Origin of the sequence: Acidicapsa dinghuensis (genome assembly GCF_025685685.1) — a bacterium.
GTDB lineage: Bacteria > Acidobacteriota > Terriglobia > Terriglobales > Acidobacteriaceae > Acidicapsa > Acidicapsa dinghuensis.
In genome coordinates this window covers 152923-179552 of sequence record NZ_JAGSYH010000002.1, presented here as the reverse complement: position 1 = coordinate 179552, position 26630 = coordinate 152923, and the positions used below count along the sequence as shown (strand labels likewise).

Genomic DNA, 26630 nt, shown 5'->3' with positions numbered 1-26630 from the left:
TTGAACAGAAAGCGGAAAGAGGCTTCGGGTCGCGTGGGGGCGCGGAGACTAGAAGGTTGAACTTCGCGACATTTTGGGGGAACCTGCGAATAGTAGCAGGGGAGGCTATGCAAAGCAAATAAAAGATTTGCAATAGATATTCCGCATAGGTAACCCGACAGACCGTTCCAGAAGGCTCGCTTACCAGGTGGGCAGAAGTTGCGCGCGTAGACTGAAGAGGGATGGCAAGCGGACTGATTCTAGGGATTGAGTCGTCGTGCGATGAGACGGCGGCGGCAGTGGTGGAGCGTGGGTCGCTGACGCGATCGTCGATTGTGGCTTCGCAGATTGGAACGCATGCGCCGTATGGCGGCGTGGTGCCTGAATTGGCGAGCCGCGAGCATTTGAGAAATATTGTTCCGATCACGCGTGCCGCTTTGGAGCAGGCTGGGTGTGAACTCAAAGACATTGAAGCGGTGGCGGTGACGAGTGGTCCAGGGCTAGCCGGAGCACTGCTTGTTGGGCTGACGTATGCTAAGACGCTGGCGTTTTCGCTGGGCGTGCCGCTGATCTCAGTGAATCATCTGGAGGGGCATATTCATGCTGTCCTGCTTGCTGAAAACAGGGATCAGGGATCGGGGACCAGGGAACAGGGAATAGCGTCTGGGTTGCCGATGCCTGCGCTGGCGCTGGTGGTTTCAGGTGGGCATACGCATTTGTTTCTGGCGCGACCGCCGGAGGGGATAGCAGCAGGGCAGGCGGGATGGCGGTATGAGCTGATTGGGCGGACGCTGGATGATGCTGCTGGTGAGGCTTACGACAAGGTAGCGAAGCTGCTGGGGCTGGGGTATCCGGGTGGGCCTTGGATCGACAATCTTGCGCAGTATGGCAATGCGAAGGCGGTGCCGTTTACGTTTGCGCAGATCAAGCCGAAGGCGCATCTGGAAGGAAAAGCTCCACGGACGAAAGGTGCAACGATTGCGCCGATTGGCGGTCTGAATCGGCATTTTCTATTTTCGTTTTCGGGGATCAAAACGGCGGTGCTGCGGTATGTGGAAGTGCATGGGATGCGGGCGGCGTGCGAGGAGCGCATGAAGACACTGTCGGCGATGCCTCATGCGGCATGGCAGGATGCGCTGCCGTGGTGCGATAAGCAGACGCTGGATCTGATTGCGAGCTTTCAGCATGCTGTAGTGGGGGATCTGATGAAGAAGACCTTTGCCGCAGCGGAGGCCGTGGGTGCTGCCAGTGTGCTGGTGACCGGTGGCGTGGCGGCGAATCGTGAGCTGCGGGTGCGGTTTACTGCAGAGGCCGCAGAGCGAGGGTTGCCGATTGCGTTTCCGACGCTGGCGCTTTCGACAGATAACGCGGCAATGATTGCGGCGGCTGCATGGCCTCGATTTGTGGCGGGTGAGTTTGCGGATTGGGACTTAGAGGCGAATCCGCGGATGGTGCTGGCTTAGAAAATTCCTGACCGATTATTTCGTTTTTGTTTTTGAAGTGGCGTTGTAGCCGAGAGCCTTGAGGCAGAAGGCGGTCAGTTGGCGCGCCTCTTCTTCGGGGTGAGGGCCGTGCTGGATGATGCGGCGCTCGTGAATGCCACGGATCATGTCCATGATGGCCCAGGCGGCTGCTTCGAAGTCCTGCTTCGGTATTTCGGCGCGTTCGGCTGCTGTGGTGAACATGGCGATGAGGTAATCGACGGCGAGGCGCTGCCATTTGAGGCTGCGTTTGCGGTTCTTCATTTCGCGGTTGATGCTGGAGATGACCCGATAGAGATCTTGTTTCTCGCGCCAGTAGGTGAGGCGGATGGCGATGAAAGCACCGAGCTTTTCCGCAAAGCTGGCTGCTGATGCGACGGCTTCGCCGGTGCGGGCATAGATCTCGGCGAGGGCACGCTCCATGACCGCCTCGTAGATCTCATCTTTGGAGCGGAAGTAGACGTAGACGGTGGCTTTGGCGAGGCCGGCCTGTGCGGCGATGTCGTCTACCCGCGATTCATCGAAGCCTTTGGTGCCGAAGACCTTCGAGGCTGCATCGAGGATCTCGGAGCGGCGAAATTCGGTGACGATCTGACGCTTGCGGTCCTCGGCGGTTTTAGGCATGGCGAATCGCTGAATCCCTATCTCAGTGTACTGCGTCTGATAGATTGACCATATAGTTTAATAAATCATACTTATGAGTATGATTTGCTCCGAGAGACATGATTGTTGAAGAAGAAGTTGCGGGCGCAGAAGAGTCCCTGGCGAGGGATATTCCGGAGTTTGACTCGCAACATCTGACGCCTGCGCGGGCTTTCAGTCCGTGGATCATTGCGATGGTGGTGACGATAGGGACGTTCATGGAGGTGCTGGATACCAGCATCGCGAACGTCGCGCTGCCGCATATTGCGGGGAGCCTTTCGGCCTCACAGGATGAAGGCGCGTGGGTACTGACGAGCTATCTGGTGGCGAACGCCATCATTTTGCCGATCAGTGGATGGATTTCGAGCGTGATGGGACGCAAGCGGTTTTATCTCATCTCGGTTCTCTTCTTCACGGTGTTTTCAGCGTTTTGCGGGCTGGCTCCTTCGCTGGGTTTGCTGATTGTTTTTCGTGTGCTGCAGGGGCTGGCGGGTGGTGGATTGCAGCCTTCGGTGCAGGCGATTTTGGCAGATGAGTTTCCGCCAGAGAAACGCGGGATGGCGATGGCGCTCTACACTATCGCGATTCTGGTTGCGCCGGTGCTGGGGCCTACGCTGGGCGGGTGGATCACGGACAACTACTCGTGGCGGTGGATTTTCTATATCAACATTCCGGTGGGCATTGCGTGCTTCATGCTGACGCGTATTGTGCTGGAAGATCCGACGCATATAAAAGCGGCGAGAGCGGCGAACAAGGGCAATCTGCGGATTGACTGGATGGGACTCAGTCTATTGAGTCTAGGACTGGCGACGCTGGAGATTGTGTTGGATAAAGGGCAGGAGCTGGATTGGTTCGGATCAAGTTTTATTGTCGGGTTTGCCACGGTGGCGGTGCTTTCGCTCGGCGGCGCAGTTCTGTGGGAGTGGTTTCATCCGAAGCCTATTGTGAATCTGCACCTGCTGAAGGAGAGGAATTTCCGCTCGTGCTGCATTCTGATTCTGTGCCTGTATTCGGTGCTGTATGCGACGACGTATCTGCTGCCGTTATTTATGCAGCAGATGATGGGGTATGACGCGACAACTGCAGGATTTGCGCTTTCACCGGCTGGGTTGTTCACGATGGCGGAGGTGCCGTTTGTCGGCTACGTGCTGACGAAGGGGTTTGATCCGCGCAAGCTGATTTTTGCGGGGCTGACGCTGATTGGGATTTCGCTATGGTGGATGGGTTCGATGAATCTGCAGGCGGCGGAGATCGACATGATCATGCCGCGTATTTTGCAGGTGCTGGGCGTTGGGTTGACGACGGTGCCGATCAGCACGATTATGTTCCGGTTTTTGCCGAGGGAGCAGAGTTCACAGGCCGCGGGTATATATGCACTGGTGCGCAATGAGGGCGGGAGTATCGGGATTGCGATCAGCAGCACGCTGTTGCAGCGCAAGGCGCAGATGTATCAGGAGGTGTTGAGCCAGCACACGGATGGGTCTTCGCCATGGGTGCACCAGGCAGTGAGTGCGATGGCGGCTCATCCGGGCAATGCGCTGGATAATCACTATGCGGCGCTTGCGAGGCTGTATGACGCGATGCTGCAGCAGGCAAATCTGCTTTCGTATATGGATCAGTTTCGCGCGTTGGGCCTGGTGATTTTGTTGGTGATGCCGTTGCTTCTGATGCTGAAGAGGCCGGGCGTGCAGAAGCGTATCGAACTCGATGCGCACTAAAGTTATCAATAATTGCAAATAAATTACGGGTTATAGCTTGGGAGTTTTGGCGTAAGGCGGCGGACTACGAACTCCTGAAAAAGATACTGGATGGCGGATGCGCCGGTGTCGATGGCGGTCTGCTGAAAGGTTAGGCCGATGCCGTTGCGGTCGCTGGCGGGGTAGTAGAGATTGGAGAGTCCGCCGGAGGCGAGGCTGCCGAGAATGCCCGAGTAGTTGGGCTGCCAATGGCCGTTGTCTCCTTTGCAGATGACAGCGTTGGCGATGGCATAGAGTGCGCGGGAGCGGATGGAACCGGTGCCTTTGTAGAAGTAACGCGGGTCCTGATGAAGAAGTACAGGGAAGATTGCGTTGCCGAGCATGGTGCCTGTGAATCCGTCGGTGTATGAGGCTCCGAAACGCTTGAAGTAGCCCTGCGCTCCTCCGCCGAAGCCAGGGTACGCGCCTGTGGCCTGCTCGGCACCGGCGACAAAGGCGCTAAGTCCGAAGGTGACCGGGTCGATGGAGGTGCGCCAGGCGAGGCGGAACTTCTGTTTTGGGCTTAGCGGTGGTGCGTCTTTGTTGTAGGCGACGTAGAAGTTGGGGACGATGCCTAAGACGCGCTGCTTCTCTTCGATTTGGAGCTGGGCTTCGGAGATTTCAGCGGTAGAGGCGGTGACGTCTACTTCGCTGACGGCCTTGGCGAAGGCTAATGTAATGGCCGGCAACTCATCGGTCTGGCCGGGCTGGATGGTTCCGGAAATGGTTTGGGTGGTGAAACCTTTAGCGTTGAGGGTGAGCGTGAATGGGCCCGGTGGAACGGAGGCGAAGAAAAAGCTGCCATCGGCTCCTGTGGTGGTCGTTTGGTCGGGCACGTTGGGACGCGCGAGCGTGACGTGGACACCCTCATATACTGCGCCATCGGGGTTCTGGACAGTACCGTGAATGCTACCGGTAGCAGGATCGGATGGAAGAGCTGGGGCTTCGGGAGCTTTAGCTGATTGCTGGGCCAAGGCTGCGGTACACAGAACAGTGGCGCAATAGAAAAGGAGGAGCAGCATCGAGCCGCGGAGGGCGTACCTACGCTCGATCATCAATTGTGTCGCTCGGGGGAATACATGCTTTACTGTATCGCTTCCATATTGGACTCAGGCTATTAGACGAAGGATGCGGCGGAGCGGGAAGAGTGTTCGGGGATTTCTGGTGTTTTATGAGAGCAGATCGTGGACGGCAGCTTCGAGTCTGGCGGTGAGGGCGGCGGGTTCGATGGCGTCGTCGAATGGGATTGGCTCGCCGATGCGGATTTCGAGGAGCCCGGAGCGGAACCAGCCGGATTTGCGCATCTCGGAGAAACCGCGCAGGCCTACCGGGAGGACTGGGACGCGGGATTCGCGGACGAGTAGGCCGATGCCCTGGCGGAATGGACGAGTTTCGGCGGTTTCGGAGACTGCGCCTTCGGGAAAGACGAGTACGTTGAAGCCGCGGTCCATGGCTTCGCCAGCGTGCTGGAAACTGCGGCGATAGCCGTGCATGCGGGGCAGCGGAAACACGTTGAAGAGCGCGGTGACCAGATAGTACTGGATGGGGCCGGAGAGATTGAAGAGCCAGTTGCCCTGGTTGCGGGCGCGTTTGAAGTCGAGGAGCAATTCGCCAGCCATGGCGATGGCGATCTGGCGGCGAATTTTGAAGGGAAGCGAATAGAGGACGATGGAGCCGTCGATGGAGGCGACATGGTTGGAGACGATGATCATGGGACCGCCGGGAATGGGGCTTTTGGGCAGAATGACGCGCGGCGCGCCGAGGAACCAGACAAGCGGGCGTATGATGGCTTCGCGGAAGACGAGGCGGGCGAGGCGGATTGGCCAGCTCCAGGGCCAGTGAGGGTAGAAGCGGTCAGAGGTGAGGGCACGCTGGTCTTTTTCAGCTTTGGTGAGGTGGCGATGCGGGACAGACGAGGCGGCTTCTTCGGACTGCGTGGATGCGATGACAGGAGCTGCGGTGGGCTCTGACGGTTGCGCTGAAGCGGTCTCCGCGGATGGCAGCGGAAGGGATTCCGATGTGGACGCTGGCTGGCGGGAATCGGCGGCGATGTCTTGTTCGCTGTCGCGGCCGATGTGGGCGGCCTGACGGGCAACGATGGTGCGCAGTTCACCGAGAGTTTCGGTACTGGCGATGGCGTCGTCGGCTAGTTCTAGGTCGAGGCGCTGTTCGAGAGCGGACTGGAGCTCGACGCGGCCCAGGCTGTCGAGGTGCAGGTCCTCGGTGAGGCGCATCGTGTCGCTGGGGTTGGCGATGGATTCGCCGGTGACGGAGGCGATGAGCTCGAGGACAATGTCTCGGCGTGGAAGCTGACCGGTGGTGGGCTGGCCGGACATGTGCTGGGCCTGAAAGTTCTGACACACCCATTCATTGACCTTGCGTCGCAGGAGCTTGCCGGTGGAGGTAAAGGGGAAGGCTGGATCAGGCCATTTGAGGGCGCGGCGGATCTGCTGAAAGTCGGCGAGTTCGCGGTTGGCGGCGCGGACAGCGGACTGGAGCTCGGCATCTGTGCCAGCGGAGAGGACTACAGCTACGGGTTCGATGCCGCTGGGGAAACCGCAGGGGACTACGACGCAGTCGCGGATGCCGGACTGGTGCTTCATTGCCTCTTCGAGGTCGGCGGGGTGGATATTCATACCGCTGCCGGTGACGATGACGTCGCCTTTGCGGCCGAGGAAGACGAGCTCACCGCTTGCGTTTTTCTCGCCGATGTCGCCGGTAGAGAGCCACTCGCCTTCACGCTTGCGCATGGCTCCGTTTTGCCAGGTAGCGTTGGCGAGCATGTCGCCGCGGACGAGGATTTCGCCATCTTCTGAGAGCTTGACTTCGCGGCCGGGGAGGGTGCGGCCGATGGTGCCTTCGGCAATCTGGAAGGGGTGATTAACGGTGACCAGCGCCGTTGTTTCGGTCATGCCGTAGCCCTGAATGAGAGCGATGCCAATGCGGTTCCAGAAGTGCTCAATCTCGGCGGGAAGGGCTGCGCCGCCGGAGATGACGGCCCAGAATTTCCAGCCCAGGGCGCTATGGATTTTGCGGAATCGCCACCAGACGCCGGGAACCCTTTTGAGCGATGGCTGCGAGGAGCCGGCGGCGTGTTCGATCAGGGATGCGAGATCGGGGAAGCGGCTGAGGAGGTGGGTGCGCAGAAGCTGGAGGATACGGGGTACGGCGACGAGGACGGAGATGCGTTCGTGGCGGATGAGGTCGGTGAGACGGCGGGCCTCGAACTGATCGGCGAAGTGGACCTCAGCGGCGAGCAATGGAGGCAGCCAGAGGCCCATGAACTGGCCGAAGACGTGGCTCAGGGGCAGTGTGTGCAGAAAACGGAGCGGATGCACCCAGCGCTCGTACTTCTGGTACTTGTGCATTTCGTGCTCGATCGGGCGAACGCTGGAGAGCACATTGGCATGGGTGTGGACGATGCCTTTGGGGTCGGAGGTGGTGCCGGAGGTGAAGACGATCTGGAAGGCCGCGTCTTTGGTGACGGAGGGTGAGACGGCAAAATTGGGCTCGGCAGGAAGCTGGGCGATGAGGTTGTAGAGGGTGAGCCAGGGGACGTCAAAGTTTTCCAAATGCTGAACGAGAGACTGGATCAGGCTGTGATCGCCGACGATGAGTTTGGGTGAGACATCCTGCACGATGCGAGCTGCGAAGTCCGGTGAGCCGGCAAAGTCGAGGGGGACAGCGAGGACGCCGCGGAGGAGACAACCGAAGAATGCGCCGATCCATTCGGCGGAGTTGGCTCCCCAAAGGACCACGCGGTCGCCGGGAGCGATGTTGCGGCGATCCAGTTCTGCGGCGAATCGGCCTGTGATTTGCGCTAGTTCGCCATAGGTGGTGCGGTAGCGGCGATTGCCGCGATGTGCCACCACAGCTGTCTCACCAGCGTGGAGGCGGAACTCCTCAACCAGGCTGGCGAGATGAGTACGCACTCTACGATCATAGATGCGCGGAAATGACTGAAGTTCAAAACATTATGCGTTGAATGGTGAATTGAGCTGCGTCAATTATCGACTCAAGGATTGATTTCATCGACCTTGTAAAAGTTAGATCCGGGCGAAACATTGGAATTGACGGTCTGGCCTAGACCGTTGCGGTAGTAAGAAGACTTGGGGCCGCTGAAGACCTGAAAAGTGGCTCCGGTTTGTGGATCATGGAGGTTGGTCAGACCAGTTAAGGTGTCACAGAAGCTTGAGACCTGGGAGGCTTGCGCGGCCTGGTGGCGCTCGAAGCTGGCAACCTGGGCGTTCATAGCGGCCTCACGCTGCTGGTGATAGACCTGCATCTGACGCATGAACTGGCCGAAGTTCGCACGAATCTGGTCGAGGCCCATCTGGGTCATGCGCTGCTGATACTGGTCCCATTGCGGGCTCTTCTGCCAGGTAGCGGTCATGTGGTCGACGATACCGTGAGCGAGCGGCAAATTGTCGGGTGTGGTGAGGATGCTGATGACCGGGTCGACGAGCCAGAGGCCGTTGCCGTTGGGCGGCATTTGGGTGCGCACGTAGGTTTCTACGATACGGGGGCCATCGGACGAGACGCAGTCGTAGGCAACAGATGCCTGCGAGACGCGGGCCCGCGAATCGGCTTGCCACTGCTGCGGCATAGCCGGTGTCCAGGATGCAGAGCGGGGCGTCATGGAGGTACAGACGCCTGCGAAGAGGCGTTTTGCGTATCCCTCGGCGTAGGGTTGGGCCTGCTGGAAGTTGGAGACGATCATCTGCATCTGTTGCGGCTTGAAGTAGCGCTGGCCTGGGGCCCCGGTATGTGGGCCGGGCAGGACATAGGGTGGGACATTTGGGTCGTTGATACGGATGAGCAGCTTGCCGTCGAGCGAACGGACATTCATGCCCCAGCGGACATCGAAGTAGCCGAAGCGCCACATGCCGCCACGAACCTGGAAGCCGTAGGGGACATCTATGGAAAATGCACCTTCGGCGGAGTCGTTGAACTGGATCCAATGGAGGCCGTCGGCGGAACGGGGAAGCGATCCGGATGCAGCGAACGGATCCATTGCGTTTGCGACGGCATGGCAGCCGGTACTGGCGAGGATGAGGGCTAGGGATAAGAAGGCGAATTTTCTGGCGAACATAATGCGCTCCTGCGGGGGAGGCCGAAGGGACCTGGGTTCGCGGGGGATGGCTTGTGAAAGGGCCCGGAGAACAGAGAAAGAGGCTTACGGCTGCAGAATTGTTGCAGGAAGAATTGTTGCGCAGCAGTATAGCCGTTCGGGAGAAGAGTGGCGAACATTTATCTGAAATCCAGAGCTGGGGTCGGTGCGGAGGTGAAACGGTGCGCTGATACAATCGAAAAGGCCCAATAGACGGCGAAACTGACTGGATTTTTGGAAAGCAGCGAGAGACTGTCCCGCACGCAAATGACCCTGCGCCTGTACAACACCCTCAGCGGACAACTGGATGAACTGACACCCTCCGATGGCGAAGAGCTGCGGATGTATGCCTGCGGGCCGACTGTGTACGACTACGGGCATATCGGGAATTTCAGGACGTTTTTGCAAATCGATGTACTGCGGCGGTTTCTGAAGCTTAAGGGCATGCGGCTGAAGCACGTGATGAACATTACGGATGTGGATGACAAGATTATCCGCAATGCCGCTGCGCAGGGCGTGCCGATTGGCGAGTACACGCCCAAGTTTGAGAAGGCGTTTCTGGACGATCTGGAATCGCTGCAGATTGAACAGCCTGAGGTGATGGCGCGGGCCACGGAACATATTCCCGAGATGGTGGAACTGGTGGAGCGGCTGGAGGCTGCGGGCGCGGCTTACCGGACCGGCGAGGGAACGGACGACGGCTCGTGGTATTTCCGGCTAAAGGCTTTTCCTGAATACGGGAAGCTGAGCAAAAAGGATCTGGAAGGCATCACGGACGGCGCGCGCGTGGATGTGGACGAGTATGAGAAGGACTCGGCGCGCGACTTTGCGCTGTGGAAGGCTGTGAAGCCGGGCGAGACAAGCTGGGAGACGAAGATCGGGCGCGGACGGCCAGGGTGGCATCTGGAGTGCTCGGCGATGTCGATGAAGTATCTCGGCGAGAGCTTCGATCTGCATGCGGGCGGCGAAGATCTGATGTTTCCGCACCATGAGAATGAGATTGCGCAGTCGGAGTCAGTGACGCGTAAGCCGTTGGCGCGGCATTGGATGCATGTGCGCTTTCTGCTTGTGGATGGGCGGAAGATGTCGAAGTCGGAAGGCAACTTCTACACGCTGCGCGATTTGCTGCTGAAGGGATACAAGGCTTCGGCGATCCGGCTGGCGCTGATTTCGGTTCCGTACCGTCACCAGTTGAACTTTACGTTTGAAGGATTGACGGAAGCGACGAACGCAATCGACCGGCTGCGGACCTTTGTTGGCCGGCTGAAGAAAGCTTCACTTGCGGCAGGGACGACGGATTCACTGCAGGTTGCGGCGGAGAAGGCTGAAGCAGGATACTTTGCCGCGCTCGAGAATGATCTGAATACGGCTGAGGCGCGGGCGCCGATCTTTGATCTGGTGCGGATGGTGAATTCGGCGCTGGACGCAGGGACGGTGCTGGAAGGTGATCGCGAGCGGGTGCTGCAGGTGCTGGACGAGTTCGACGCGGTATTTGCAGTGATCGCCGATCGCGATGCGGAGCCGACGAAGGCTGCAATTGAATGGGCGCAGAGTAGCGGTCTTGGCGATAAGATAGCGCCTGAACTGCTGGCTGGGGCTGGGCTGACCGATGCTGAAGTAGACGCGCTGATTGCCGAGCGGAACATGGCGAGGAAGCAGAGAAACTTCAAACGGTCAGATGAGATTCGCGATGAGCTGGCGGCGAAGGGTATTGTGATTGAGGACTCGCGCGAGGGCGTGCGCTGGAAGCGGAAATAGCCGCGGATCGAGGTTGCAGTATGGAAGCGAACGAAGCAGGTGAGTTGCAGGAACACGCGGAGCATGCGTCGCATGAGCCATCATCGCGGCCGGTAGCGTTTACGATGAGCGTGCTGGCGGTGCTGGTGGCGATCATTACTGTGCTGGGCCACCGGACACACACCGAAGCGGTACTGAAGCAGAACCAGGCGACGGACCAATGGAATCTGTATCAGGCGAAGAAGATTCGGCAGAGCGACACGGGGCTGGCGGCTGATCTGCTTTCGGTGATGCCGGTTGCAGATAGGGCGGCTGCCGATAAGATTGCAAAGACCTACGCCGATCACCAGAAGAAGTGGGACGAGGATCTGAAGGAAGAGCAGGACAAGGCCAAGGAACTGGAAGAACAAGTGGAACGGGCAGAGATTCGCGCCAACCGGTTCGATCTTGGCGAGGCGCTGCTCGAAATCGCGCTGGTGACGGCTTCGATTACGCTGTTGACGAAGAACCGGCTTTACTGGGTGTTTGGGCTGATCTTCGGGTTGGCGGGCATACTGGTTTCGGCTTCGGTGTTGCTGCTGAAGTAGCGCAGCTGTTGATATTCACGAAGTAAAGTTCGTGCTACACTCGCCGAACTATGCCTAGCTGCAAGTTTCACTTTCTTGCTTTGACCTCGGTGCTGGTATGCGCCGCTTTTGTTCCTGTTTTCGGGCAGGCGACGGTCTCACAGTCGGACAATTCCGCGGTAGGGGCTACGGTTTACAAGAGCGAAATCGGCTTCACCTACGCGTATCCGACAGCCTGGGAACTAGTTGATACCAAGCCGATGCTGCCAGCGGCGCAGTTGAATGCGCAAGATAAAGCGACAAGCGATCCGGAGAAGCGAGGCGCTGCATGCGCGCAGGTAGGTTTTCTGGTGAAGCATGGCGCTCCGGCGTCGGTGATCATGTCTTTGACGTTGCCTTTCGATTGCTTTGGGCAGCGTTTTTCTCAGGACGATCTTCCTTCTGTCGGCGAGGGAATGTCACAGGGGCTGAAAAAGAACTTCAACATTATTGACTCAACCTACAGTGCGTACAAACTGGGCAAGCATAATCTGTGGGTTGAGAGGGCGAAAGGCACGCCGCAGGATCAGAAAGAACCAATTTACACGATCGAGACGGCATGCACGATTGTGGACAAAGGCATGGTGTGTCTGCTGACGCTGGCTGCGGATGTTGATGGACTGACGACATTTGAGACAGGGCATGTCTCGTTCGAGGGCGACGATCCGCTATCCCTGGTGCCTGCGGGTACATTCGACGCGAAGAAATAGCCGAAGCGGCCGGAACTATCGGGCCGTATCGGCTGCATGCTATCCTGAGGGCCAACGGTTCCCTTACAGGATTTTTATGCGATTCATACGGCGTGCAAACAGGAAAGCGATTTCCGCCAGCAAATGCTGGAGTGGATTGCGGGCTCGTGTGATCGGCCCGCGGCGGCATCTTCGCGTGCTGCCGAGCCGGACGCGGCCGAACCTGTATGCAGGTGACTAAGCCTCTCTTTCTCACGCACTTTTCGATTCTTTCCCATTCTTTTCAGACGTTTCCGGGCACCCATGTGGGTTGCTGGCATCGTCGTATCCAATCGTGAACTTGGCCGATGGAAGGAGATTCTTTATGGCACACTCAGCGTATTCGCACTCCGATTTACATATGCAGTTTGGACCGAAGTTGATTACGAGCCTGCCTGGACCGAAGGCAACTGCTGCCGTGGCGCACGACGACCGCGTGATATCGCCGAGCTATACACGCTCCTATCCACTGGTGGCGAAGAGTGGGCGGGGAATCCGCATTACCGACGTAGATGGGAACGAGTTTTTGGACTTCGCCGCAGGCATTGCAGTGAATTCGACCGGACATTGTCATCCGGACGTGGTGACGGCGATTCAGAAGCAGGCGGCGGAACTGATTCACATATCGGGAACGGATTTCTATTACGAGTCGATGACGCAGTTTGCCGATCGGCTTTCAGCGGTTGCTCCGATGCCGGGACCGCACCGGTTTTACTACGGCAATTCGGGAGCTGAGGCTGTGGAGTGCGCGCTAAAGGTTGCGCGGTATCACACGAAGCGACAGCATGTGATCAGCTTCTTTGGAGCTTTTCATGGACGCACGATGGGAGCCCTGTCGCTAACGGGGTCGAAGCCACAGCAAAAACGGCGTTTTGCTCCGCTGGTACCTGGGGTTACGCATATCGAGTATCCGTATGCGTACCGCGGATGCACAGGCGGACCACAGGAGCAGGAGAAGTTTGCGCTGGGCTGTGCTCGTTATATCGAGGACAAGCTCTTCAAGAAGACTTTGCCGCCTGAGGAAGTAGCGGCAATCTTTGTGGAACCGATCCAGGGAGAGGGCGGCTATGTTGTAGCGCCGACCAACTTTTTGCAGGAGCTGCGCGCTATCTGCGACCGGCATGGAATTCTGCTGGTGGCGGACGAAGTGCAGTCAGGTGCGGGGCGGACGGGCAAGTGGTGGGCGATTGAGCATACGGGCGTGCAGCCGGATATTGTCTGCATGGCGAAGGGCATTGCTTCGGGTATGCCGCTGGGCATCTGCATGACCAGGGCAGAGATCATGGACTGGGTGCCGGGTTCACACGCTTCGACGTTTGGCGGCAATCCGATTGCGATTGCTTCGGCGCTGGCGACGATGGATATTCTGGAGCGCGAGGGTATTGCGAATGCTGAGAAAATTGGCGGCAAAATGCTTGATCGGCTGAAGGGGTGGACGAAGACGCACGCGCTTGTAGGCGATGTGCGCGGGCGCGGGTTGATGATCGGCATTGAACTGGTGCTGGATAAAGAGACCCGTGAGCCAGCGACAGCACTTCGTAATCGTGTGGAGACGCTGTGCTTTGAGAAGGGGCTGCTGATTCTGGGTTGTGGCGAGACTTCGCTGCGGCTTTGCCCGCCGCTGATTGTGAACGAGCAGGAAGCGACGGTGGCTCTGGACATCCTGGAAGAGGCGCTGTCGCAAGTGGAAGAGGAACACGCACGGGCCAGCGAGGCAGTGGCTGTCGAAGCGTAGGCAGGAATTAACTGAAATGAAAAAGCCCGCCGCGATGAATGCGGCGGGCTTTTTCGTGAATTGCTTGCGTGTTGATGGATTGCCGGGAAGCCGCGAGAATGGTTGTCATTCATGCTGAGCCTGGATGCCTTGCGGACTAATGCGGTGGAACGTGCGGTCGCGTTGCTGGATCGCGTGAGCGCGCGACGCGGACGGCTGCCGCAGATGCCTGAGCATCTGGCTACCGGTGAGCGCGGCGAGGAAGCTGCGTTTTTCTATCTGCGGCGCAATGGATTCACGGTAGTGGCGCGGCGGTGGAATGATGGGCCGATGCAAGGGGATATCGACCTGATTGCGTGGCAGGGCGATGTGCTTTGTTTTGTCGAGGTGAAAACGCGTACATCGAAGGAGATGGCGACGGCCTCTTCGGCCGTGGATCGCAATAAGCGGAAGACTTTGCGGCGGCTGGCTCGGACTTATCTACGGCATCTGCCGGATGCGGATGACGAAGAGATGCGGCCTGAAACGCGATTCGACATTATTACTGTGTATGAGCTCAGAGGGAAAGAGCGAGAGGTGACGCTGATTCCCGGGGCTTTCGGCTGGCGGGATTGAAGGCTGCTAACCCTGGGCGTCCTGGAACTCTTCGTGCCATGCCATCTGGATCGCTTCGAGGCGTGACTCGTTGGATTTGGTGGGGTCGTCGGCGAAGCCGGGGAGCTCAGTGACCATGCGATGCAGGTCAGTGAAGCGGACGGTGAGCGGGTCGGTGTCGGGGTACGTTTCCTGGAGTTGAATGCCGATCTCCTCGGCGTCGGTCCAGTGGATTTCACGGGGCATGGATTACTCCTAGGGAACAGGGATTAGGGACCAGTCAACAGTGGTCAGAGAATAGGGTATTACATCATCTGGATCAGGTCTTGTTTGCCGTCGAGGAGGTAGACGGCGATGAAGGTCATCGACTCGGTTTCGGAGGCGTTGCCGAAGTTGGTGATGATGACACTGGCTGGTTCGTAGAAGGCTGAGCCTGTGGGAAGGGTTTGTACGGGACTACCCTCGATCTGCATGTGGGCGTTGCCTGAGGCGATGTAGCCGACTACAGCGCAGGGATGGAGATGGCGTCCGCTCTGCTGGCCTGGAGCGAGAGTGATTTCGCGGATGTCTACGTCGGTGACGTTACGGCTGCCGAGTGTGGCGGCTAAGAGGTGTCTGCGGTTGATGGTCTGCTTGGTCGCGGTGCTGATATGGGGTGCTTCCTCTGGCGTACTTACCTTATCCGGCTCACTCAATCTCATTGAAGATGCTTTCCGGGCTGAGCGAAACATCCCCAACCGTCGTTATAACCTCCCGACACATTCGCAATCTCTTGTAGCTCTCTTTCGAACTCGGTGATGGCAGAGTGAGTCGGAACCATGGATTTGACTACGACGGCATCCCAGGGATGATCTGCCTTTACCTGAGCAAAGCTGACATCGACTTTCAAGCCCAGATTGCGGAAATGCTCCGCAAACTTCTCAGCTGCTCCTTCGGAATGGAAGACAACACTGAAATCAATGTCACGGGCACGGCTTAAGTCATCACCATCGGCTTCTAATCGCCGAAGTGCGTGACCGTTCTCGTCATCCGGGTGAATCATAGGTTTCTGGTCCCAGGAAAGCTTAGTGATTCAATTACTTCCCTTCGGCGAGCGTGAGGGGCTTGCCTTCGGAGGTGTAATTGCGGTTCCACTTAGGGATTTCGACTACATAGTTGCCGGGTTTGGTGATGACCGCCTGGCAGCCGAGGCGGGAGTTGAGCTGCTGATCGGCTGCCATGTCGAGGCGGTCGATTTCGTCGTCCTCGGCTTCCGAGATGCCGGTCTGATCCTTGATCCAGAGATGGCAGGTGGTGCAGGCGCAAGCGCCTCCGCAGGCGTGGTCGAGGAAGATGTCGAAGTTCTCGGCGACGTCGAGGAAGGACATGGGTTTGCCGTGGTGCTCGTAGGGCAGGGTGCCGTATTCAAACTCGACGGTCTTGCCTTCTGGCTCGAAGGTGACGCGGACGAGCTTGTCGGGGGCGATGTTTTCGGTCTTGGGTCCGGTGGTGCTCATGGTTTTCTCTTTCTATTGGGGAAGGATGCTTTGCCGGGTTTCCTTGATCTATTGTGCATCGCTCAAAAGCAGATCCTTCGCTGCGCTCAGGATGACAATTCCTGGGTTGATGACAAATCCTAATTCACGATGACTCGCGTTCCCTGCGCGGTTATTCCTATTTGTCTTTGTCATCGTCATCCTCGAATTCTGGTTTCGCAAAAGGATGGGGCGCCTGGATGTTTTCATTAGCCAACGATTCGCCGGCGGCTTCCATGGTTTTGCCACGCATGGCGCTGGAGACGGCGGCGTCCATCTGCTTTTCGGCGAGGTTGCGCGTGGTGTGGTCGAGGGTTGTGGTGGCGGTGCGGATGGCGGCGAGGTCGCCCGTGGCTTTCGTAGCTGCCAGATTGGCGCGTGCGGTCTCGATCTGAACCTTTTCGGAGTCGGAAATGAGGCTCCAGGCTGGGCCGGTTTTGGCTTTTTCGAGCGCTGCGAGGATGGTGTCGGCTTCGAGCTTTGCTTCTATGATTTGGCGGGCTTCGAAGTCGGCCTCGGCGTGGTCGAAGGACTCGAGAATCATGGTCTCGACTTGCTCGTCGGTGAGGCCGTAGGTGGGCTTGACTTCGATCTGGGCTTCCTTACCACTGCGCTGTTCGCGGGCGGAGACCTGGAGGATGCCGTTGGCGTCAATGAGGAATTTGACCTCAATGCGGGGCAGTCCGGCGGGCATGGGCGGGATGCCTTTGAGGTCGAAGCGGGCAAGGGATCGGCAATCGGAGGCTAATTCGCGCTCACCCTGCACGACGTGGATGGCGACGTTGGTCTGGCCTTCAACACCGGTGGTGAAGTGCTCGGTGGCGGATGCAGGGATGGTGGAGTTGCGCTGGATGATCTTGGCGACGACTCCGCCGAGGGCCTCGATGCCGAGGGAGAGCGGAGTGACGTCGAGCAGGAGCAGATCTTCGGTGGCGGCGGAAGCTCCGGCGAGGATATTTGCCTGAACGGCTGCGCCGAGGGCTACGACTTCGTCAGGGTTGAGTTCGGTATGAGGCTTTTTGCCGCGTGCGGAGAGGCCGAAGAGTTGATCGACGAGGGCGCGAACGGCTGGTATGCGGGTCGATCCGCCGACGAGGACAACTTCTTCGATCTGCGCGATATTGTCTGCTGTAATGCCGGCGTCGGCGAGGGCCTGCTTCGTCGGTCCTGCGGTGCGCTGGATGACCGGGGCTATGAGCTGCTCATAGACGGCGCGGGGGATTTCACGCTGGTATCGCTGGGTAACGCCATCTTTGGCTGGAAGCTCGATATCGAGCTTTGCGGAGTCCTGCGAGGAGAGCGCGATCTTGGCTTCGATGACGGCTTTACGCAGAGCCTGAATGGCATCGGGCTGTTGGCGCAGGTCGATCTTGTATTCGTTGTGAATCTCGTCGATAGCTACGGCGAGGAGAAGATTGTCGATGTCGTCGCCGCCGAGGTGGGTGTCGCCGTTGGTGGCGATGACTTCGAAGATGCCGTCGTTGAGCTTGAGGATGGAGATGTCGAAGGTGCCGCCGCCGAGATCGTAGACCGCGATGATTCCTTCCTTGGCGCGATCAAGGCCATAGGCGAGGGCAGCGGCAGTGGGCTCGTTGACCAGGCGGAGGACATCGAGTCCGGACATGCGGCCTGCATCGCGGGTGGCCTGACGCTGGGCGTCATTGAAGTAGGCCGGAACGGTGATGACGGCCTTGTTTACTGGTGCTCCGAAGTAGCGCTCGGCGTTGCGCTTGAGTTGGCGCAGGATATAGGCCGAGATTTCGGAGGGGGTGAATGTCTTGTCGCCGAGCTGGACGCGGATGACTTCGCCGGGCTGGATATCGGGGGCGAGATGGAAGGGGAAGAGTTTGAGTTCGTCCTGCACGTCTTCGACGCCACGGCCCATGAGGCGCTTGACGGAGTAGATGGCGCGGTCAGGGGTCTCGATGAGGGCGCGGCGGGCAGAGTTGCCAATGGTGACGGTGGGCTTGGCTCCGGGGTCGCTGGGATCGAGAACGTCCAGGGCGATGATGGAAGGGACAAGGTTGGAGCCGTCGACGCCGGGAATGACGACTGGCTCGGAGCCTTCCATGTAGGCGACGAGCGAGTTGGTGGTGCCGAGGTCGATTCCGACGACTCGTTCGGTTTTTGTTTCTTCAGGCATTACTCTCAGTTTCCTTCTTCGGCTTTGCGGGCCCATGCCGGAGGGTTCAAAACATACTGGGCCTGGCCTTTGCCGAAGGACCAATCTTCGAAGTTGTTTTCAGTCAGGACAATCATCACGTCGTCAGCGGGAATGCCAGCGGCTTCGTGCAAACGTTCGACAATACGCGCGTAGAGAGCCTGCTTTTGCTCGACAGTGCGGCCGCGGCTTAAAAAGATCTGGGTCAGGACGAACTGGTGACTGCGAGCTGCGCCCATGAAGGATGGGTCGATGAACATGTCAGCGGCTTCATGCGCGGTGACAACGATGAAGCGGTCGCCTTCAGGGATGCCAATGGTTTCGCGCATCGCTTCATAGACCGAGTCGGCGATGAGCTTGCGCGTCGCGGCTGGCGTGGAGCTTTCGACAGAGATACGGACAAAAGGCATGGCTCAGGCTCCCAGTACCTGGTTGACGTCGCGGACGAGATTGCGCAGATAGCGGCGGCGGTCGAGGAGCGCTGCCATAGCTTTGGCTGCGGCAGGACGTGTGGCAGCGTCGCCTTCATCCCAGGCGCGGCCTTGCGTGGCGAGATCGTTATCCACTTCGCTGAGCAGGGTTTCGAATTTTGTGCGGGCGGACTTGAGATCGCGCTGGAGCGATGGGTCAGACTCGCCCATTTTCTGCGTCATGCGCATCTCTTCGAGCTGCATGTTGAGCTCGAAGACTTCTTCGAGCAGGTCGGCAGGAGGCTGGCGGTCGGCTCGCTTGTTGACTCCGGCGTGTTCTTCGCCGATTTCCAGGCCTTCGAGCTTGAGCAGGTATTCGACGCGAGCGATAGGGTCGCGCAGCGTGCGATAGGCGTCGTTGAGGAGCGCGGTTGCGGCGAGGCTCCATTCCTGCTCTTGTGGCGTGGCGCGGGCGAAGCGATCGGGATGCAGACGGCGGCTGAGGCGGTGAAATTCACGCTCAAGGCCGGGAAGGTCAATCTGAAGCTTGCGAGCGAGGGCGAAGGCGTGGAAGTAGTCGAGGCTGGTGGTCGGCTGTACTTTGCCGCAGGCGACACAGAGCAGCGGACTTTCGCCGAGCGCGGTGCTGCATGCCCAACAGGTTGCTGGAGCGGAAGTTGTCAGCGTTGTGGACATAATTGGGAAAAGTGGAATCTGCTGATCCCACCCTTACACGCAAAAGCGCGCGGTTAAGGATGGGGCACCCGAAGGTTCGTAGTACTTAAGATCAGGAGAACGATGAGCCGCAGCCGCAGGAACGGTTCGAGTTGGGATTAATGAAGTTGAAGCCTTGCTTCATCAGTGTCTGTTCGTAGTCGAGTGTCATGCCGTGCAGATAGATGAAGCTCTTGGGGTCGACGAAGATGCGGACGCCATCGAACTCGTAAACGCGGTCGCGCTCACGCGGGCGGGTATCGAAACGGATCGAGTAGGACAAACCGGAGCAGCCACCACCCATGACACCGAGACGCAGGCCGCCTTCTTCGGGCGAGATGCCTTCCTGGGCCATACCGCTGCGGATCTTCTCGATAGCCTTAGGGGTGACGGCGATGCCGTTCCCCGCGGGTTTCGTCGGAATCTGCTGCTCTGGCTGCGAGGCCGCCTGACCTGGGGTTTTGATTGTGACTATATCCTGCATCTATTCTGCTTTCCTACTCGATCTTTTGTGGATCCCCCTCCCAGGCCTCAAGTCGAGACCTGGACGCTTGAGCTCACTCCAGCCGCCTACATCCCACAAAGCAGATCCTTCGCTGCGCTCAGGATGACAACGGTTAAAGGTTACTTGGCGGCGACGGCTACTTCGACCGCTTCACTGACATGGTTCTTCTTCTTCCAGTCGCCGATGGCGGCGCGGATGGCGTCTTCGGCCAGCACGGAGCAGTGGATCTTCACTGGGGGAAGGGCCAGTTCCTTGACGATATCGGTGTTCTTGATGCCCAGGGCTTCATCAACGGTCTTGCCCTTGACCCACTCGGTAGCCAGGGATGAGCTGGCGATGGCCGAGCCGCAGCCGAAGGTGCGGAACTTTGCTTCCTCAATAACCTGCGTCTCGGGGTTGACGCGGATCTGGAGGCGCATGACGTCGCCGCACTCAGGGGCGCCGACGAGGCCGGTGCCGACTTCATCGGAGCTCTTATCGAGGGCGCCTACGTTGCGGGGATTGTTGTAGTGGTCGAGAACCTTATCGCTATATGCCATTCGAAACCTCCTCGGGGTCGCAATACGTTAGATTCAATTTCCCAGCCGAAGGTGCATTTGTCCGCAGCCGGGTGTGGTCAGCTACTTAGTGGGCTGCCCACTCAATCTTGCTGAGATCGATGCCTTCCTTGACCATCTCGTAGAGAGGGGAAAGGTCTCGGAGGCGCTTGACGACGCCAATCACTTTATCTGCAACGTAATCGACTTCGGCTTCTGTGTTGAAGCGGCCAAGGCCGAAGCGGATGGAGCTGTGGGCTACGTCGTCGCCGAGGCCCAGAGCCTTGAGCACATAAGAGGGCTCAAGGGTGGCCGAGGTGCAGGCGGAGCCTGAGGATACGGCAACATCGTTGATGCCCATCAGGAGGCTTTCGCCTTCGACGTAAATGAAGCTCATGTTGAGGTTACCGGGCAGACGATGCTCCCAGGAACCGTTCACCTCGACGTAGTCGAGCGCGGATTCAAGTTTGTGGCGCAGGTGGTCGCGCAGTGACTTGAGGCGGGTTGCTTCGGCTTCCATCTCCTCGCCGGCGATTTCGCAGGCCTTGCCGAAGCCGACGATGCCGGGAACATTGAGGGTGCCGGAGCGCATACCGCGCTCATGGCCACCACCATCGATCTGGGCGGCGATCTGCACGCGCGGATTGCGGCGGCGAACATAGAGAGCGCCGACGCCCTTGGGGCCATAGACCTTGTGCGCCGAGAGCGACATCACATCGATGTTCATGGCGTTAACATCGATGGGAACCTTGCCCAGCGACTGTACGCCGTCGGTATGGAAGATGATGCCCTTCTCATGGCAGAGCTTGCCGATTTCGGCGATAGGCTGCAGGACGCCGATTTCGTTGTTGGCGGCCATGATGGAGACGAGGATCGTCTTGTCGTCGATGGCGCGCTTTAGATCTTCGAGATCAATCAGGCCATCGGCCTTTACCGGCAGATAAGTGACGCGGTAGCCATACTTTTCGAGGCGCTTGCAGGTATCGAGAACGGCTTTGTGTTCCGTGACCTGGGTGATGATGTGATTGCCGCGCTCGCGATACATCTCGGCGATGCCCTTGATGGCGAGATTGTCGCTTTCGGTGGCGCCGGAGGTGAAGATGATCTCCTTGGCGCTGGCTCCGATGAGCTTGGCGATTTGCTCGCGGGCGGTTTCGACGGCGGTTTCAGCCTCCCAACCGAAGGAATGGTTGCGGCTGGCTGCGTTGCCGAATTTCCCGGTGAAGTAGGGAAGCATGGCTTCGAGCACGCGCGGGTCCAGCGGGCTGGTCGCGTGGTTGTCCATGTAAATTGGCAGGGTTACGCCTGCGGGTACGGCCGGGGTGGCTTCAACTGTGCTCATTCTCTTCTCCACAACGAAAACTTGACTCTATTCTTTGGCGCGGTGGCTGCGACCCGCATGCTAATTCGGCGCCGCAATTGTGACGAGTTGTATCAATTGAGCGGTGCGCGAAGCCGCTGTTGCGTCGTCTACGAGGTCGTATACAGTGATGTTCTTCAGCACGTCGGCGATGCTTTCGTTTACGCGTGCCAACGGCTCTTTTACGGTGCAGGTGGGCTCTACTTCGCAGCCTTTGCTGCCCTTGGTGCAACTGGTGATAAAGAGCGGCCCATCGATGGCGCGGATGACTTCAAATGCGGTGATGGCGCGCGCGTCCTTACTGAGGGCATACCCTCCGTTGATACCGGCGTGAGAGCGCAACAGGCCGACCTTGGCGAGCCGCTGCAATACTTTAGCCAGAAGCTGGGAGGGGATGCCGTAGGTATCAGCGATGTCTTTTGCGCTTGCGGAAGGGGTTTCCGGATGCTCGGCAAGATACTTGAGCGCCATGAGACCGTAATCTGCTTTCTTCGTTAGCCTCAGCATGGAAGTCCGACCCCTTCGGTCTGGATTTAGTATACGACCGATTTCGTCGCTGTTTCAATGGAAGATGCGGATGGAAGGCGAGAGTTTGCTGGGTTTCGTAAAAGGGAATGGCGCGAACGGATTCAGAGAAATCTTTACGAAAAAGGCTATTGGACAAATCGCCGCGCCTCGGTACAATCTGGCGCGAAAGGTCAGGTAAATCCAGCAGTCACGATCCTCCCATGGCTAGCCCCTGTAAACACCCCAGAGTACGTGTCGTTTCCCGCCAGGACGACATCGAGTTTGTCGAGTGTGTGGAATGCGGCGAGGTTTTCGACTCAGACGAGTTCCACGATATGGAAATAGAGGAAAAGGGCATCGACCCGGCCGATGAAGATGCGGGGTGAAGCTTAGCTTCTCAAAACGAAGGATTTAAAAGCAATGGACGGGACGGAATGTCTATCGGTTCGAAGTGTTTGTGCCGGAGCCAGAGCCGGACGTGCTGTCGACAATGAGCCCGATCCGGCGCGAGGCCACCCATCCGTAGTGGAAGCCAGACAGCACGGTCAGCCAGATGGTGGCGTCGAGCATGACGGTGCGGGTGTATAGAACCCACGACTGCTGGTCAAACTGGCTGAGTAGAACGGCTCCTACGGCAGCTACCTGGCAGAGACTGTTGGCTTTTCCGAGCAGCGAGGGGTGAAAATCCCTCAGCTTGATGGTGACGTAGAGGATAAGGGCGGTCAGCAGCATGCCGAAATCCCTCCCGAAGACGAGGACGGTGACTCGGGGGTCCATAATGCCCATCAGAGTGAGCACCAGGAAAAGGGAGCTGAGCATCAGTTTGTCGGCAATGGGATCAAGATACTGGCCGATGAGCGTGCGTTGATGGAGCCAGCGGGCCAACAGACCATCGATCAGGTCAGTGCAGGCGGCGACCATAAAGAGGGCGAAGGCTTCCGCGAAACGGCGCTCGATGACGGCAAAAATGAGGACGGGAGCCAGACAGATACGCAGAAAAGTGAGCAGGTTGGGCGCCATGCGCAAGGGGTTCATGCGGCGCGCGCGCTGCAACGCTGGAAGACCTAAACCTGTAACCTCCGGACTCGTACTCATCACAAAGCATGTTAACGCAGTCTTACATTTGGTGCAGAGTGTTCTGTGCAATGGGCTTGCGTCAAATGGATCACGAGACCGGCGGTTTGGCGGCGGACAAAGAAGCTGCTAAACTGAGTCAGTTGGCCTGCAGGCGCGTAGCTCAGTTGGTTAGAGCGCTACCTTGACACGGTAGAGGTCAGGAGTTCGAGTCTCCTCGTGCCTACCATATCCCTCCACAATTTCCTGCAAGAACCGCCGAGTGAGCCCGGATACCTGTGGTTCGGGTAGCTTCTTCGTGCGCGGTCCTGCCATGCAACCTACCTACCTCTCGTGGGTACACCGATTACATGTAAAAATTTCAATGTTTGAAGGAATAGCATCGTTTCATTTCAGCTGAAGATTGCGTCATCCCAGGATTGTGGCTCATTCCACATCGGGGTTGGTTCGAAGTAGCCTGTGCCGGGTTTCAGGTGGCGTTTTAATTCATCGTCGTTCAGTGCGATTCCGAGGCCGGGTGTTTCAGGCACCTTGATGAAGCCTTTGCTGATGATGGGCTTTTCGATGCCGGTTACGAGATCCTGCCAGAAGGGCACGTCGAGCGAATGGTTCTCTAGCGCAAGGAAGTTTCGCGTTGCAGCCGCACAATGAATATTGGCCATGCAGCTTACAGGAGTTCCAGCGAAGTGCATGGCCATTGGTACGCCGTATTGAAAGGCCATGTCACCGATGCGGTGAGTCTGAAGGATGCCGCCGGAGGTGGCGAGATCGGGATGGATCTTGTCCACCGCGTGTTCTCTGCATAGGGTTACAAAGTCTTCAAATTTGTAAATGTCTTCGCCCGTGAGTGTGGGCGTGGGGCTTTGGCTGGTGATCTCTTTCAGCAGGTCGGTGTAATACCAGGGGACAACGTCTTCGATCCATTCGAGGTTGAACTTTTCATAAGCCTTGCCGAGTCGAATAACGGACTTTACGCCGATGTGTCCCAGGTGATCCATGGAGAGTGGCATGTCGTAGCCGATGTTGTCGCGGACAGCGGAAACGTATTCGCACAGCCGGTCGATACCTTTGTCCGTGACCTCAGTGGCGACGAAGGGATGCGGCTGATTGCTTAGCTCCCACTTACTCATGCCTGATGGTTCCATGACCGTGCCTGGCATACCTTCCAGTACATTGATGCCGAGGTCCATCTTCATCCATGTGAGGCCCATGGCTTTGCGCTCTTTGGCGCGGCGGCCGTATTCTGCCGGGTCCATGGACTCGGTTGTATCGGCGTAGATGCGTATCTCGTCGCGCCACTTGCCGCCGAGCATCTGATAGATCGGAATGTTGTAGACCTTGCCTGCAATGTCCCAAAGCGCCATCTCGACGGCGCATACGCCCCCGGCTTGACGGGCATTGCCGCCGAATTGCGCAATCTTCTGGAAGAGATAGTCGATGCGGAGCGGATTCTCGCCGAGCAGACGGCTCTTGAGCACCATGGCGTATTGAGGGCCGGCGATATCGCGTACTTCGCCAAGTCCGTAAACATCCTGGTTGGTGTCGATGCGGATGAGCACGCAAGGGCTGGGACCCGGCTTGACGATAACCGCGTAGCGCATATCGGTGATCTTCAGATCCGATGGACTGGAAGCACGGTTGACGTTCTTGATCTCCGGCTCGGCGCTGGCGATGCCTGCCACGGCAGTTGCGGCCATTGCGGCAAGCGATGACTTAAGAACGTTGCGGCGGTTCCATTTACCGTCCGCGCTGCTTGGGGTTTTCACGTTTTTCTCTCCGTGGCTCGTATTGAAATCTATCTAAACTTGTCGATGTATGCGTGTTCTCATGATTGTTTTGGGAATGAGCAGCGGCCTAATCCTCTTTGCGTTGTTTAGCTTTTGCGAGCAGGGCGTTGAACTCTTCGCGGGACATCTTTAGTTTTTCCGGATGTGCATCAATCCATTTTGCAAAGGCATCATATTTTGCCGCGTTCCAGCCGCCCTCAAACTGCCCGCCGTTTTTCCCCTGCTGATTTAAGTCGAAGTTGAACTCATCTGTCAGGGCTGTAAATTCAGCGGTGCTGATGGCGTCTTCGGCAAGAATGGCGGGGATGAAGATTACTCCTTCCGGTTTTGCCAGCACGAGATCGCCGGGCAGCACGATCGCCCTGCCGATGCGGAGTGGTGCGTTGATGGAGGTCAACTCCATGTCTGCCCATGCGGAGGGATCGTATCCGCGGTAGAAGCCGTTGAAGTTGGGGATCTCCCGGTTCTCTTCCTGGTCGCGGATACCGGCATCGAAGATAAATCCGGTATGTGTATGTGCCGCGACGCCGTTGCCGAGATTGGAACCAATCAGCGTGCCTTCGATCACTTTTCCGAAGCCGTCGGCGACGTATACGTCTCCATTCTGCAACTCGGCGATGGGCCAGCTATTGGTGTCGCCGACTCTGCCTTCCGCTTTGCCTTCGGCTTTGATCGCTTTAGCCATGTCGGGGCGAGTGGGCATGTACTGAGCGGTAAGCGCGCGGCCTGCAAACGGCTTATCTATATGGAGCGCCTGCCAGCCGGATTCGAACTGATTGCGATAACCGTGAGCACGTAGATAGTCCCAGACGTCTTCGATGGTCATGTCGACGGCGCGTTTCAGGAGCTGATCCGGTAGTTTGGGGCGGCCATCGGGGAATCGCTCGCCCTTCCAGTCCGAGGTGTAGAACAGGATCTGATCGCGGGTCATTTTGACCTGGCTGAATGCAGGCACGGCGCTCAGAAGCAGGCAAAGCGCCCAGAGCTTCCCTCTCAACTTCATGCGGTTCTCCTCAAGGAAATCGTTCGTGCGCTTCTACGGAATTCACGCTCGCCGGCTAACCCGCACGATCAGAAGGTTGGGATGACACGCCGAGAGCTGGCGGGAGCAATTGTATCGGCAGCCGGTGGCGATGCGACAGAGTTTCATTATTATCTGTCGCGCTACGGTATTGTGCGGCCGGCTACCGAAGATAGAGATTACGAGTAGTCGCCGAGGCCCGAATCGACGAGCGAAGGTAGTCGCGATTAGCATGAGAATATGGCAATTTCTAGAATTCTTGAAGCGATCGATACATATATTGCAGAGTTAGTGTCGGCGAGGGAGTTATTGGCGAAGAGTATCGAAGCGGCTTCTGAACAAGAGCATGAAAGACAGGGGTATGAAAGCTCACAGAAGAAACGGCGTGCTCCGATGAAACAGATTGCGGCGCCGACGACAGCTTCGGCGCCTGTAAGCGTGAAGATTATTCCACCCAAAGAGCGGCGGGGACGCGGGGCCAGGCAGAAGTCACATTTGAGAGAAAGTGGCGCTCTGGGTGTGAGCACGCCGCGCAGCCCTGTTGTTGTGCGGGCTGCGGAGGTTGCCGAGCAAAAGGCAAAGATACACGGAGTACGCAGCAACGACAGACCAAAGGATCTCCCCGCAGATTCTTTGCAGGGTCTAGCGCGCGAAGTGGCTCGCCGATTGGGCCGTTGACCTTCATGCCAGACGCGCCAGAGTTTGCGGTTTTTAT

The 26630-nt window shown here is 58.1% G+C and carries 28 protein-coding genes and 1 tRNA gene; 11 read left to right on the top strand and 18 right to left on the bottom strand.

Annotated features, from left to right (window positions below; genetic code table 11):
• The first annotated feature begins 221 nt into the window (after nucleotides 1–221).
• Nucleotides 222–1442 carry a tRNA (adenosine(37)-N6)-threonylcarbamoyltransferase complex transferase subunit TsaD gene (tsaD, locus tag OHL22_RS04315; RefSeq protein ID WP_263333621.1) on the top strand — a complete coding sequence of 407 codons (1221 nt, stop codon included), beginning with the start codon at nucleotides 222–224 and terminating at the stop codon, nucleotides 1440–1442.
• Nucleotides 1443–1457: 15 nt separating this feature from the next.
• On the opposite strand, the gene OHL22_RS04310 is transcribed toward tsaD, so the two are convergent.
• Nucleotides 1458–2084, bottom strand: coding sequence for a TetR/AcrR family transcriptional regulator (locus tag OHL22_RS04310; protein WP_263333619.1), 627 nt, complete (start codon nucleotides 2082–2084; stop codon nucleotides 1458–1460).
• 98 nt (nucleotides 2085–2182) lie between these two features.
• Here OHL22_RS04310 and OHL22_RS04305 point away from each other — a divergent pair, with 98 nt between their 5' ends.
• The gene (locus OHL22_RS04305) at nucleotides 2183–3820 is read left to right on the top strand and encodes a DHA2 family efflux MFS transporter permease subunit (RefSeq protein WP_263333617.1); all 1638 of its coding nucleotides are present in this window, start codon (nucleotides 2183–2185) and stop codon (nucleotides 3818–3820) included.
• A 23-nt stretch (nucleotides 3821–3843) separates the two neighbouring features.
• On the opposite strand, the gene OHL22_RS04300 is transcribed toward OHL22_RS04305, so the two are convergent.
• The 3 genes from OHL22_RS04300 to OHL22_RS04290 all read right to left on the bottom strand — a co-directional run bounded on the left by OHL22_RS04300 (nucleotide 3844) and on the right by OHL22_RS04290 (nucleotide 8930).
• Nucleotides 3844–4893, bottom strand: coding sequence for a carboxypeptidase-like regulatory domain-containing protein (locus tag OHL22_RS04300; RefSeq protein WP_263333615.1), 1050 nt, complete (start codon nucleotides 4891–4893; stop codon nucleotides 3844–3846).
• Nucleotides 4894–5007: 114 nt separating this feature from the next.
• Nucleotides 5008–7770: an AMP-binding protein gene (locus OHL22_RS04295; protein WP_263333612.1), complete on the bottom strand. Its 2763-nt coding sequence runs from the start codon at nucleotides 7768–7770 to the stop codon at nucleotides 5008–5010.
• An 83-nt stretch (nucleotides 7771–7853) separates the two neighbouring features.
• Nucleotides 7854–8930 carry a hypothetical protein gene (locus OHL22_RS04290; RefSeq protein WP_263333609.1) on the bottom strand — a complete coding sequence of 359 codons (1077 nt, stop codon included), beginning with the start codon at nucleotides 8928–8930 and terminating at the stop codon, nucleotides 7854–7856.
• Between the two features lie 285 nt (nucleotides 8931–9215).
• Here OHL22_RS04290 and cysS point away from each other — a divergent pair, with 285 nt between their 5' ends.
• The 5 genes from cysS (at nucleotide 9216) to OHL22_RS04265 (ending at nucleotide 14347) form a co-directional block, all read left to right on the top strand.
• Nucleotides 9216–10706 (top strand): cysteine--tRNA ligase, encoded by a 1491-nt coding sequence (gene cysS, locus OHL22_RS04285; RefSeq protein WP_263333607.1) that lies wholly within the window; start codon nucleotides 9216–9218, stop codon nucleotides 10704–10706.
• 20 nt (nucleotides 10707–10726) lie between these two features.
• Nucleotides 10727–11272 (top strand): DUF4337 domain-containing protein, encoded by a 546-nt coding sequence (locus OHL22_RS04280; protein ID WP_263333605.1) that lies wholly within the window; start codon nucleotides 10727–10729, stop codon nucleotides 11270–11272.
• A gap of 50 nt (nucleotides 11273–11322) precedes the next feature.
• Nucleotides 11323–12000 carry a hypothetical protein gene (locus OHL22_RS04275; RefSeq protein WP_263333603.1) on the top strand — a complete coding sequence of 226 codons (678 nt, stop codon included), beginning with the start codon at nucleotides 11323–11325 and terminating at the stop codon, nucleotides 11998–12000.
• A gap of 343 nt (nucleotides 12001–12343) precedes the next feature.
• The gene (locus OHL22_RS04270; protein WP_263333601.1) at nucleotides 12344–13753 is read left to right on the top strand and encodes an acetyl ornithine aminotransferase family protein; all 1410 of its coding nucleotides are present in this window, start codon (nucleotides 12344–12346) and stop codon (nucleotides 13751–13753) included.
• Nucleotides 13754–13864: 111 nt separating this feature from the next.
• Nucleotides 13865–14347 (top strand): YraN family protein, encoded by a 483-nt coding sequence (locus tag OHL22_RS04265; RefSeq protein ID WP_263333598.1) that lies wholly within the window; start codon nucleotides 13865–13867, stop codon nucleotides 14345–14347.
• A 6-nt stretch (nucleotides 14348–14353) separates the two neighbouring features.
• Here the strand turns inward: OHL22_RS04265 and iscX are convergent, their stop codons facing one another.
• From iscX to OHL22_RS04210, 11 genes are all read right to left on the bottom strand, one after another.
• A complete protein-coding gene (gene iscX / locus OHL22_RS04260; protein WP_263333597.1) occupies nucleotides 14354–14572 on the bottom strand; it encodes a Fe-S cluster assembly protein IscX in 219 nt (72 codons plus the stop codon).
• 59 nt (nucleotides 14573–14631) lie between these two features.
• The gene (locus OHL22_RS04255) at nucleotides 14632–15027 is read right to left on the bottom strand and encodes a cupin domain-containing protein (RefSeq protein WP_263333595.1); all 396 of its coding nucleotides are present in this window, start codon (nucleotides 15025–15027) and stop codon (nucleotides 14632–14634) included.
• Entirely contained in the window at nucleotides 15024–15368 is a 345-nt protein-coding gene (locus OHL22_RS04250; protein ID WP_263333593.1) for a ribonuclease E inhibitor RraB, read from the bottom strand. The genes OHL22_RS04255 and OHL22_RS04250 overlap by 4 nt, the downstream gene beginning before the upstream one ends.
• A 34-nt stretch (nucleotides 15369–15402) precedes the next feature.
• Entirely contained in the window at nucleotides 15403–15822 is a 420-nt protein-coding gene (locus OHL22_RS04245; RefSeq protein WP_263333591.1) for a 2Fe-2S iron-sulfur cluster-binding protein, read from the bottom strand.
• Nucleotides 15823–15979: 157 nt separating this feature from the next.
• Nucleotides 15980–17983 carry a molecular chaperone DnaK gene (gene dnaK, locus OHL22_RS04240; RefSeq protein WP_263333589.1) on the bottom strand — a complete coding sequence of 668 codons (2004 nt, stop codon included), beginning with the start codon at nucleotides 17981–17983 and terminating at the stop codon, nucleotides 15980–15982.
• 5 nt (nucleotides 17984–17988) lie between these two features.
• Complete coding sequence (locus OHL22_RS04235) at nucleotides 17989–18411, bottom strand: tautomerase family protein (RefSeq protein WP_263333587.1); 423 nt, start codon at nucleotides 18409–18411, stop codon at nucleotides 17989–17991.
• A 3-nt stretch (nucleotides 18412–18414) separates the two neighbouring features.
• Complete coding sequence (hscB, locus tag OHL22_RS04230; protein ID WP_263333585.1) at nucleotides 18415–19107, bottom strand: Fe-S protein assembly co-chaperone HscB; 693 nt, start codon at nucleotides 19105–19107, stop codon at nucleotides 18415–18417.
• Nucleotides 19108–19198: 91 nt separating this feature from the next.
• A complete protein-coding gene (locus tag OHL22_RS04225) occupies nucleotides 19199–19600 on the bottom strand; it encodes a HesB/IscA family protein (protein ID WP_377819146.1) in 402 nt (133 codons plus the stop codon).
• 149 nt (nucleotides 19601–19749) lie between these two features.
• A complete protein-coding gene (gene iscU / locus OHL22_RS04220) occupies nucleotides 19750–20169 on the bottom strand; it encodes a Fe-S cluster assembly scaffold IscU (RefSeq protein WP_263333581.1) in 420 nt (139 codons plus the stop codon).
• Nucleotides 20170–20254: 85 nt separating this feature from the next.
• The gene (locus OHL22_RS04215; protein WP_263333579.1) at nucleotides 20255–21508 is read right to left on the bottom strand and encodes an IscS subfamily cysteine desulfurase; all 1254 of its coding nucleotides are present in this window, start codon (nucleotides 21506–21508) and stop codon (nucleotides 20255–20257) included.
• Between the two features lie 60 nt (nucleotides 21509–21568).
• A complete protein-coding gene (locus OHL22_RS04210) occupies nucleotides 21569–22033 on the bottom strand; it encodes an RrF2 family transcriptional regulator (protein ID WP_263333577.1) in 465 nt (154 codons plus the stop codon).
• A gap of 221 nt (nucleotides 22034–22254) precedes the next feature.
• On the opposite strand from OHL22_RS04210, the gene OHL22_RS04205 reads away from it, so the two are divergent.
• Nucleotides 22255–22419 carry a hypothetical protein gene (locus tag OHL22_RS04205; protein ID WP_263333575.1) on the top strand — a complete coding sequence of 55 codons (165 nt, stop codon included), beginning with the start codon at nucleotides 22255–22257 and terminating at the stop codon, nucleotides 22417–22419.
• A 52-nt stretch (nucleotides 22420–22471) separates the two neighbouring features.
• Here OHL22_RS04205 and OHL22_RS04200 read toward each other — a convergent pair whose 3' ends face one another.
• A complete protein-coding gene (locus tag OHL22_RS04200) occupies nucleotides 22472–23068 on the bottom strand; it encodes a CDP-alcohol phosphatidyltransferase family protein (protein ID WP_263333573.1) in 597 nt (198 codons plus the stop codon).
• Between the two features lie 191 nt (nucleotides 23069–23259).
• Between OHL22_RS04200 and OHL22_RS04195 the strand changes: the two genes are divergently transcribed.
• A tRNA-Val gene (locus OHL22_RS04195) sits at nucleotides 23260–23336 on the top strand.
• A gap of 163 nt (nucleotides 23337–23499) precedes the next feature.
• Here the strand turns inward: OHL22_RS04195 and OHL22_RS04190 are convergent.
• Both OHL22_RS04190 and OHL22_RS04185 read right to left on the bottom strand, forming a co-directional pair.
• Entirely contained in the window at nucleotides 23500–24873 is a 1374-nt protein-coding gene (locus OHL22_RS04190) for a mandelate racemase/muconate lactonizing enzyme family protein (protein WP_263333571.1), read from the bottom strand.
• Nucleotides 24874–24961: 88 nt separating this feature from the next.
• Nucleotides 24962–25897 carry an RraA family protein gene (locus OHL22_RS04185; RefSeq protein ID WP_263333569.1) on the bottom strand — a complete coding sequence of 312 codons (936 nt, stop codon included), beginning with the start codon at nucleotides 25895–25897 and terminating at the stop codon, nucleotides 24962–24964.
• Nucleotides 25898–25978: 81 nt separating this feature from the next.
• Here OHL22_RS04185 and OHL22_RS04180 point away from each other — a divergent pair, with 81 nt between their 5' ends.
• On the top strand, nucleotides 25979–26104 hold the full coding sequence (locus tag OHL22_RS04180; RefSeq protein WP_263333567.1) for a hypothetical protein: 126 nt from the start codon (nucleotides 25979–25981) through the stop codon (nucleotides 26102–26104).
• 51 nt (nucleotides 26105–26155) lie between these two features.
• Nucleotides 26156–26593, top strand: coding sequence for a hypothetical protein (locus OHL22_RS04175; protein WP_263333565.1), 438 nt, complete (start codon nucleotides 26156–26158; stop codon nucleotides 26591–26593).
• Nucleotides 26594–26630 lie beyond the last annotated feature (37 nt).

Coding starts and splice junctions, on each gene's coding strand:
- tsaD (WP_263333621.1), top strand. CDS start 222: ATGGCAAGCGGACTGATTCTAGGGATTGAGTCGTCGTGCGATGAGACG.
- OHL22_RS04310 (WP_263333619.1), bottom strand. CDS start 2,084: ATGCCTAAAACCGCCGAGGACCGCAAGCGTCAGATCGTCACCGAATTT.
- OHL22_RS04305 (WP_263333617.1), top strand. CDS start 2,183: ATGATTGTTGAAGAAGAAGTTGCGGGCGCAGAAGAGTCCCTGGCGAGG.
- OHL22_RS04300 (WP_263333615.1), bottom strand. CDS start 4,893: ATGATCGAGCGTAGGTACGCCCTCCGCGGCTCGATGCTGCTCCTCCTT.
- OHL22_RS04290 (WP_263333609.1), bottom strand. CDS start 8,930: ATGTTCGCCAGAAAATTCGCCTTCTTATCCCTAGCCCTCATCCTCGCC.
- cysS (WP_263333607.1), top strand. CDS start 9,216: ATGACCCTGCGCCTGTACAACACCCTCAGCGGACAACTGGATGAACTG.
- OHL22_RS04280 (WP_263333605.1), top strand. CDS start 10,727: ATGGAAGCGAACGAAGCAGGTGAGTTGCAGGAACACGCGGAGCATGCG.
- OHL22_RS04275 (WP_263333603.1), top strand. CDS start 11,323: ATGCCTAGCTGCAAGTTTCACTTTCTTGCTTTGACCTCGGTGCTGGTA.
- OHL22_RS04270 (WP_263333601.1), top strand. CDS start 12,344: ATGGCACACTCAGCGTATTCGCACTCCGATTTACATATGCAGTTTGGA.
- OHL22_RS04265 (WP_263333598.1), top strand. CDS start 13,865: ATGCTGAGCCTGGATGCCTTGCGGACTAATGCGGTGGAACGTGCGGTC.
- iscX (WP_263333597.1), bottom strand. CDS start 14,572: ATGCCCCGTGAAATCCACTGGACCGACGCCGAGGAGATCGGCATTCAA.
- OHL22_RS04255 (WP_263333595.1), bottom strand. CDS start 15,027: ATGAGATTGAGTGAGCCGGATAAGGTAAGTACGCCAGAGGAAGCACCC.
- OHL22_RS04250 (WP_263333593.1), bottom strand. CDS start 15,368: ATGATTCACCCGGATGACGAGAACGGTCACGCACTTCGGCGATTAGAA.
- OHL22_RS04245 (WP_263333591.1), bottom strand. CDS start 15,822: ATGAGCACCACCGGACCCAAGACCGAAAACATCGCCCCCGACAAGCTC.
- dnaK (WP_263333589.1), bottom strand. CDS start 17,983: ATGCCTGAAGAAACAAAAACCGAACGAGTCGTCGGAATCGACCTCGGC.
- OHL22_RS04235 (WP_263333587.1), bottom strand. CDS start 18,411: ATGCCTTTTGTCCGTATCTCTGTCGAAAGCTCCACGCCAGCCGCGACG.
- hscB (WP_263333585.1), bottom strand. CDS start 19,107: ATGTCCACAACGCTGACAACTTCCGCTCCAGCAACCTGTTGGGCATGC.
- iscU (WP_263333581.1), bottom strand. CDS start 20,169: ATGGCATATAGCGATAAGGTTCTCGACCACTACAACAATCCCCGCAAC.
- OHL22_RS04215 (WP_263333579.1), bottom strand. CDS start 21,508: ATGAGCACAGTTGAAGCCACCCCGGCCGTACCCGCAGGCGTAACCCTG.
- OHL22_RS04210 (WP_263333577.1), bottom strand. CDS start 22,033: ATGCTGAGGCTAACGAAGAAAGCAGATTACGGTCTCATGGCGCTCAAG.
- OHL22_RS04205 (WP_263333575.1), top strand. CDS start 22,255: ATGGCTAGCCCCTGTAAACACCCCAGAGTACGTGTCGTTTCCCGCCAG.
- OHL22_RS04200 (WP_263333573.1), bottom strand. CDS start 23,068: ATGAACCCCTTGCGCATGGCGCCCAACCTGCTCACTTTTCTGCGTATC.
- OHL22_RS04185 (WP_263333569.1), bottom strand. CDS start 25,897: ATGAAGTTGAGAGGGAAGCTCTGGGCGCTTTGCCTGCTTCTGAGCGCC.
- OHL22_RS04180 (WP_263333567.1), top strand. CDS start 25,979: ATGACACGCCGAGAGCTGGCGGGAGCAATTGTATCGGCAGCCGGTGGC.
- OHL22_RS04175 (WP_263333565.1), top strand. CDS start 26,156: ATGGCAATTTCTAGAATTCTTGAAGCGATCGATACATATATTGCAGAG.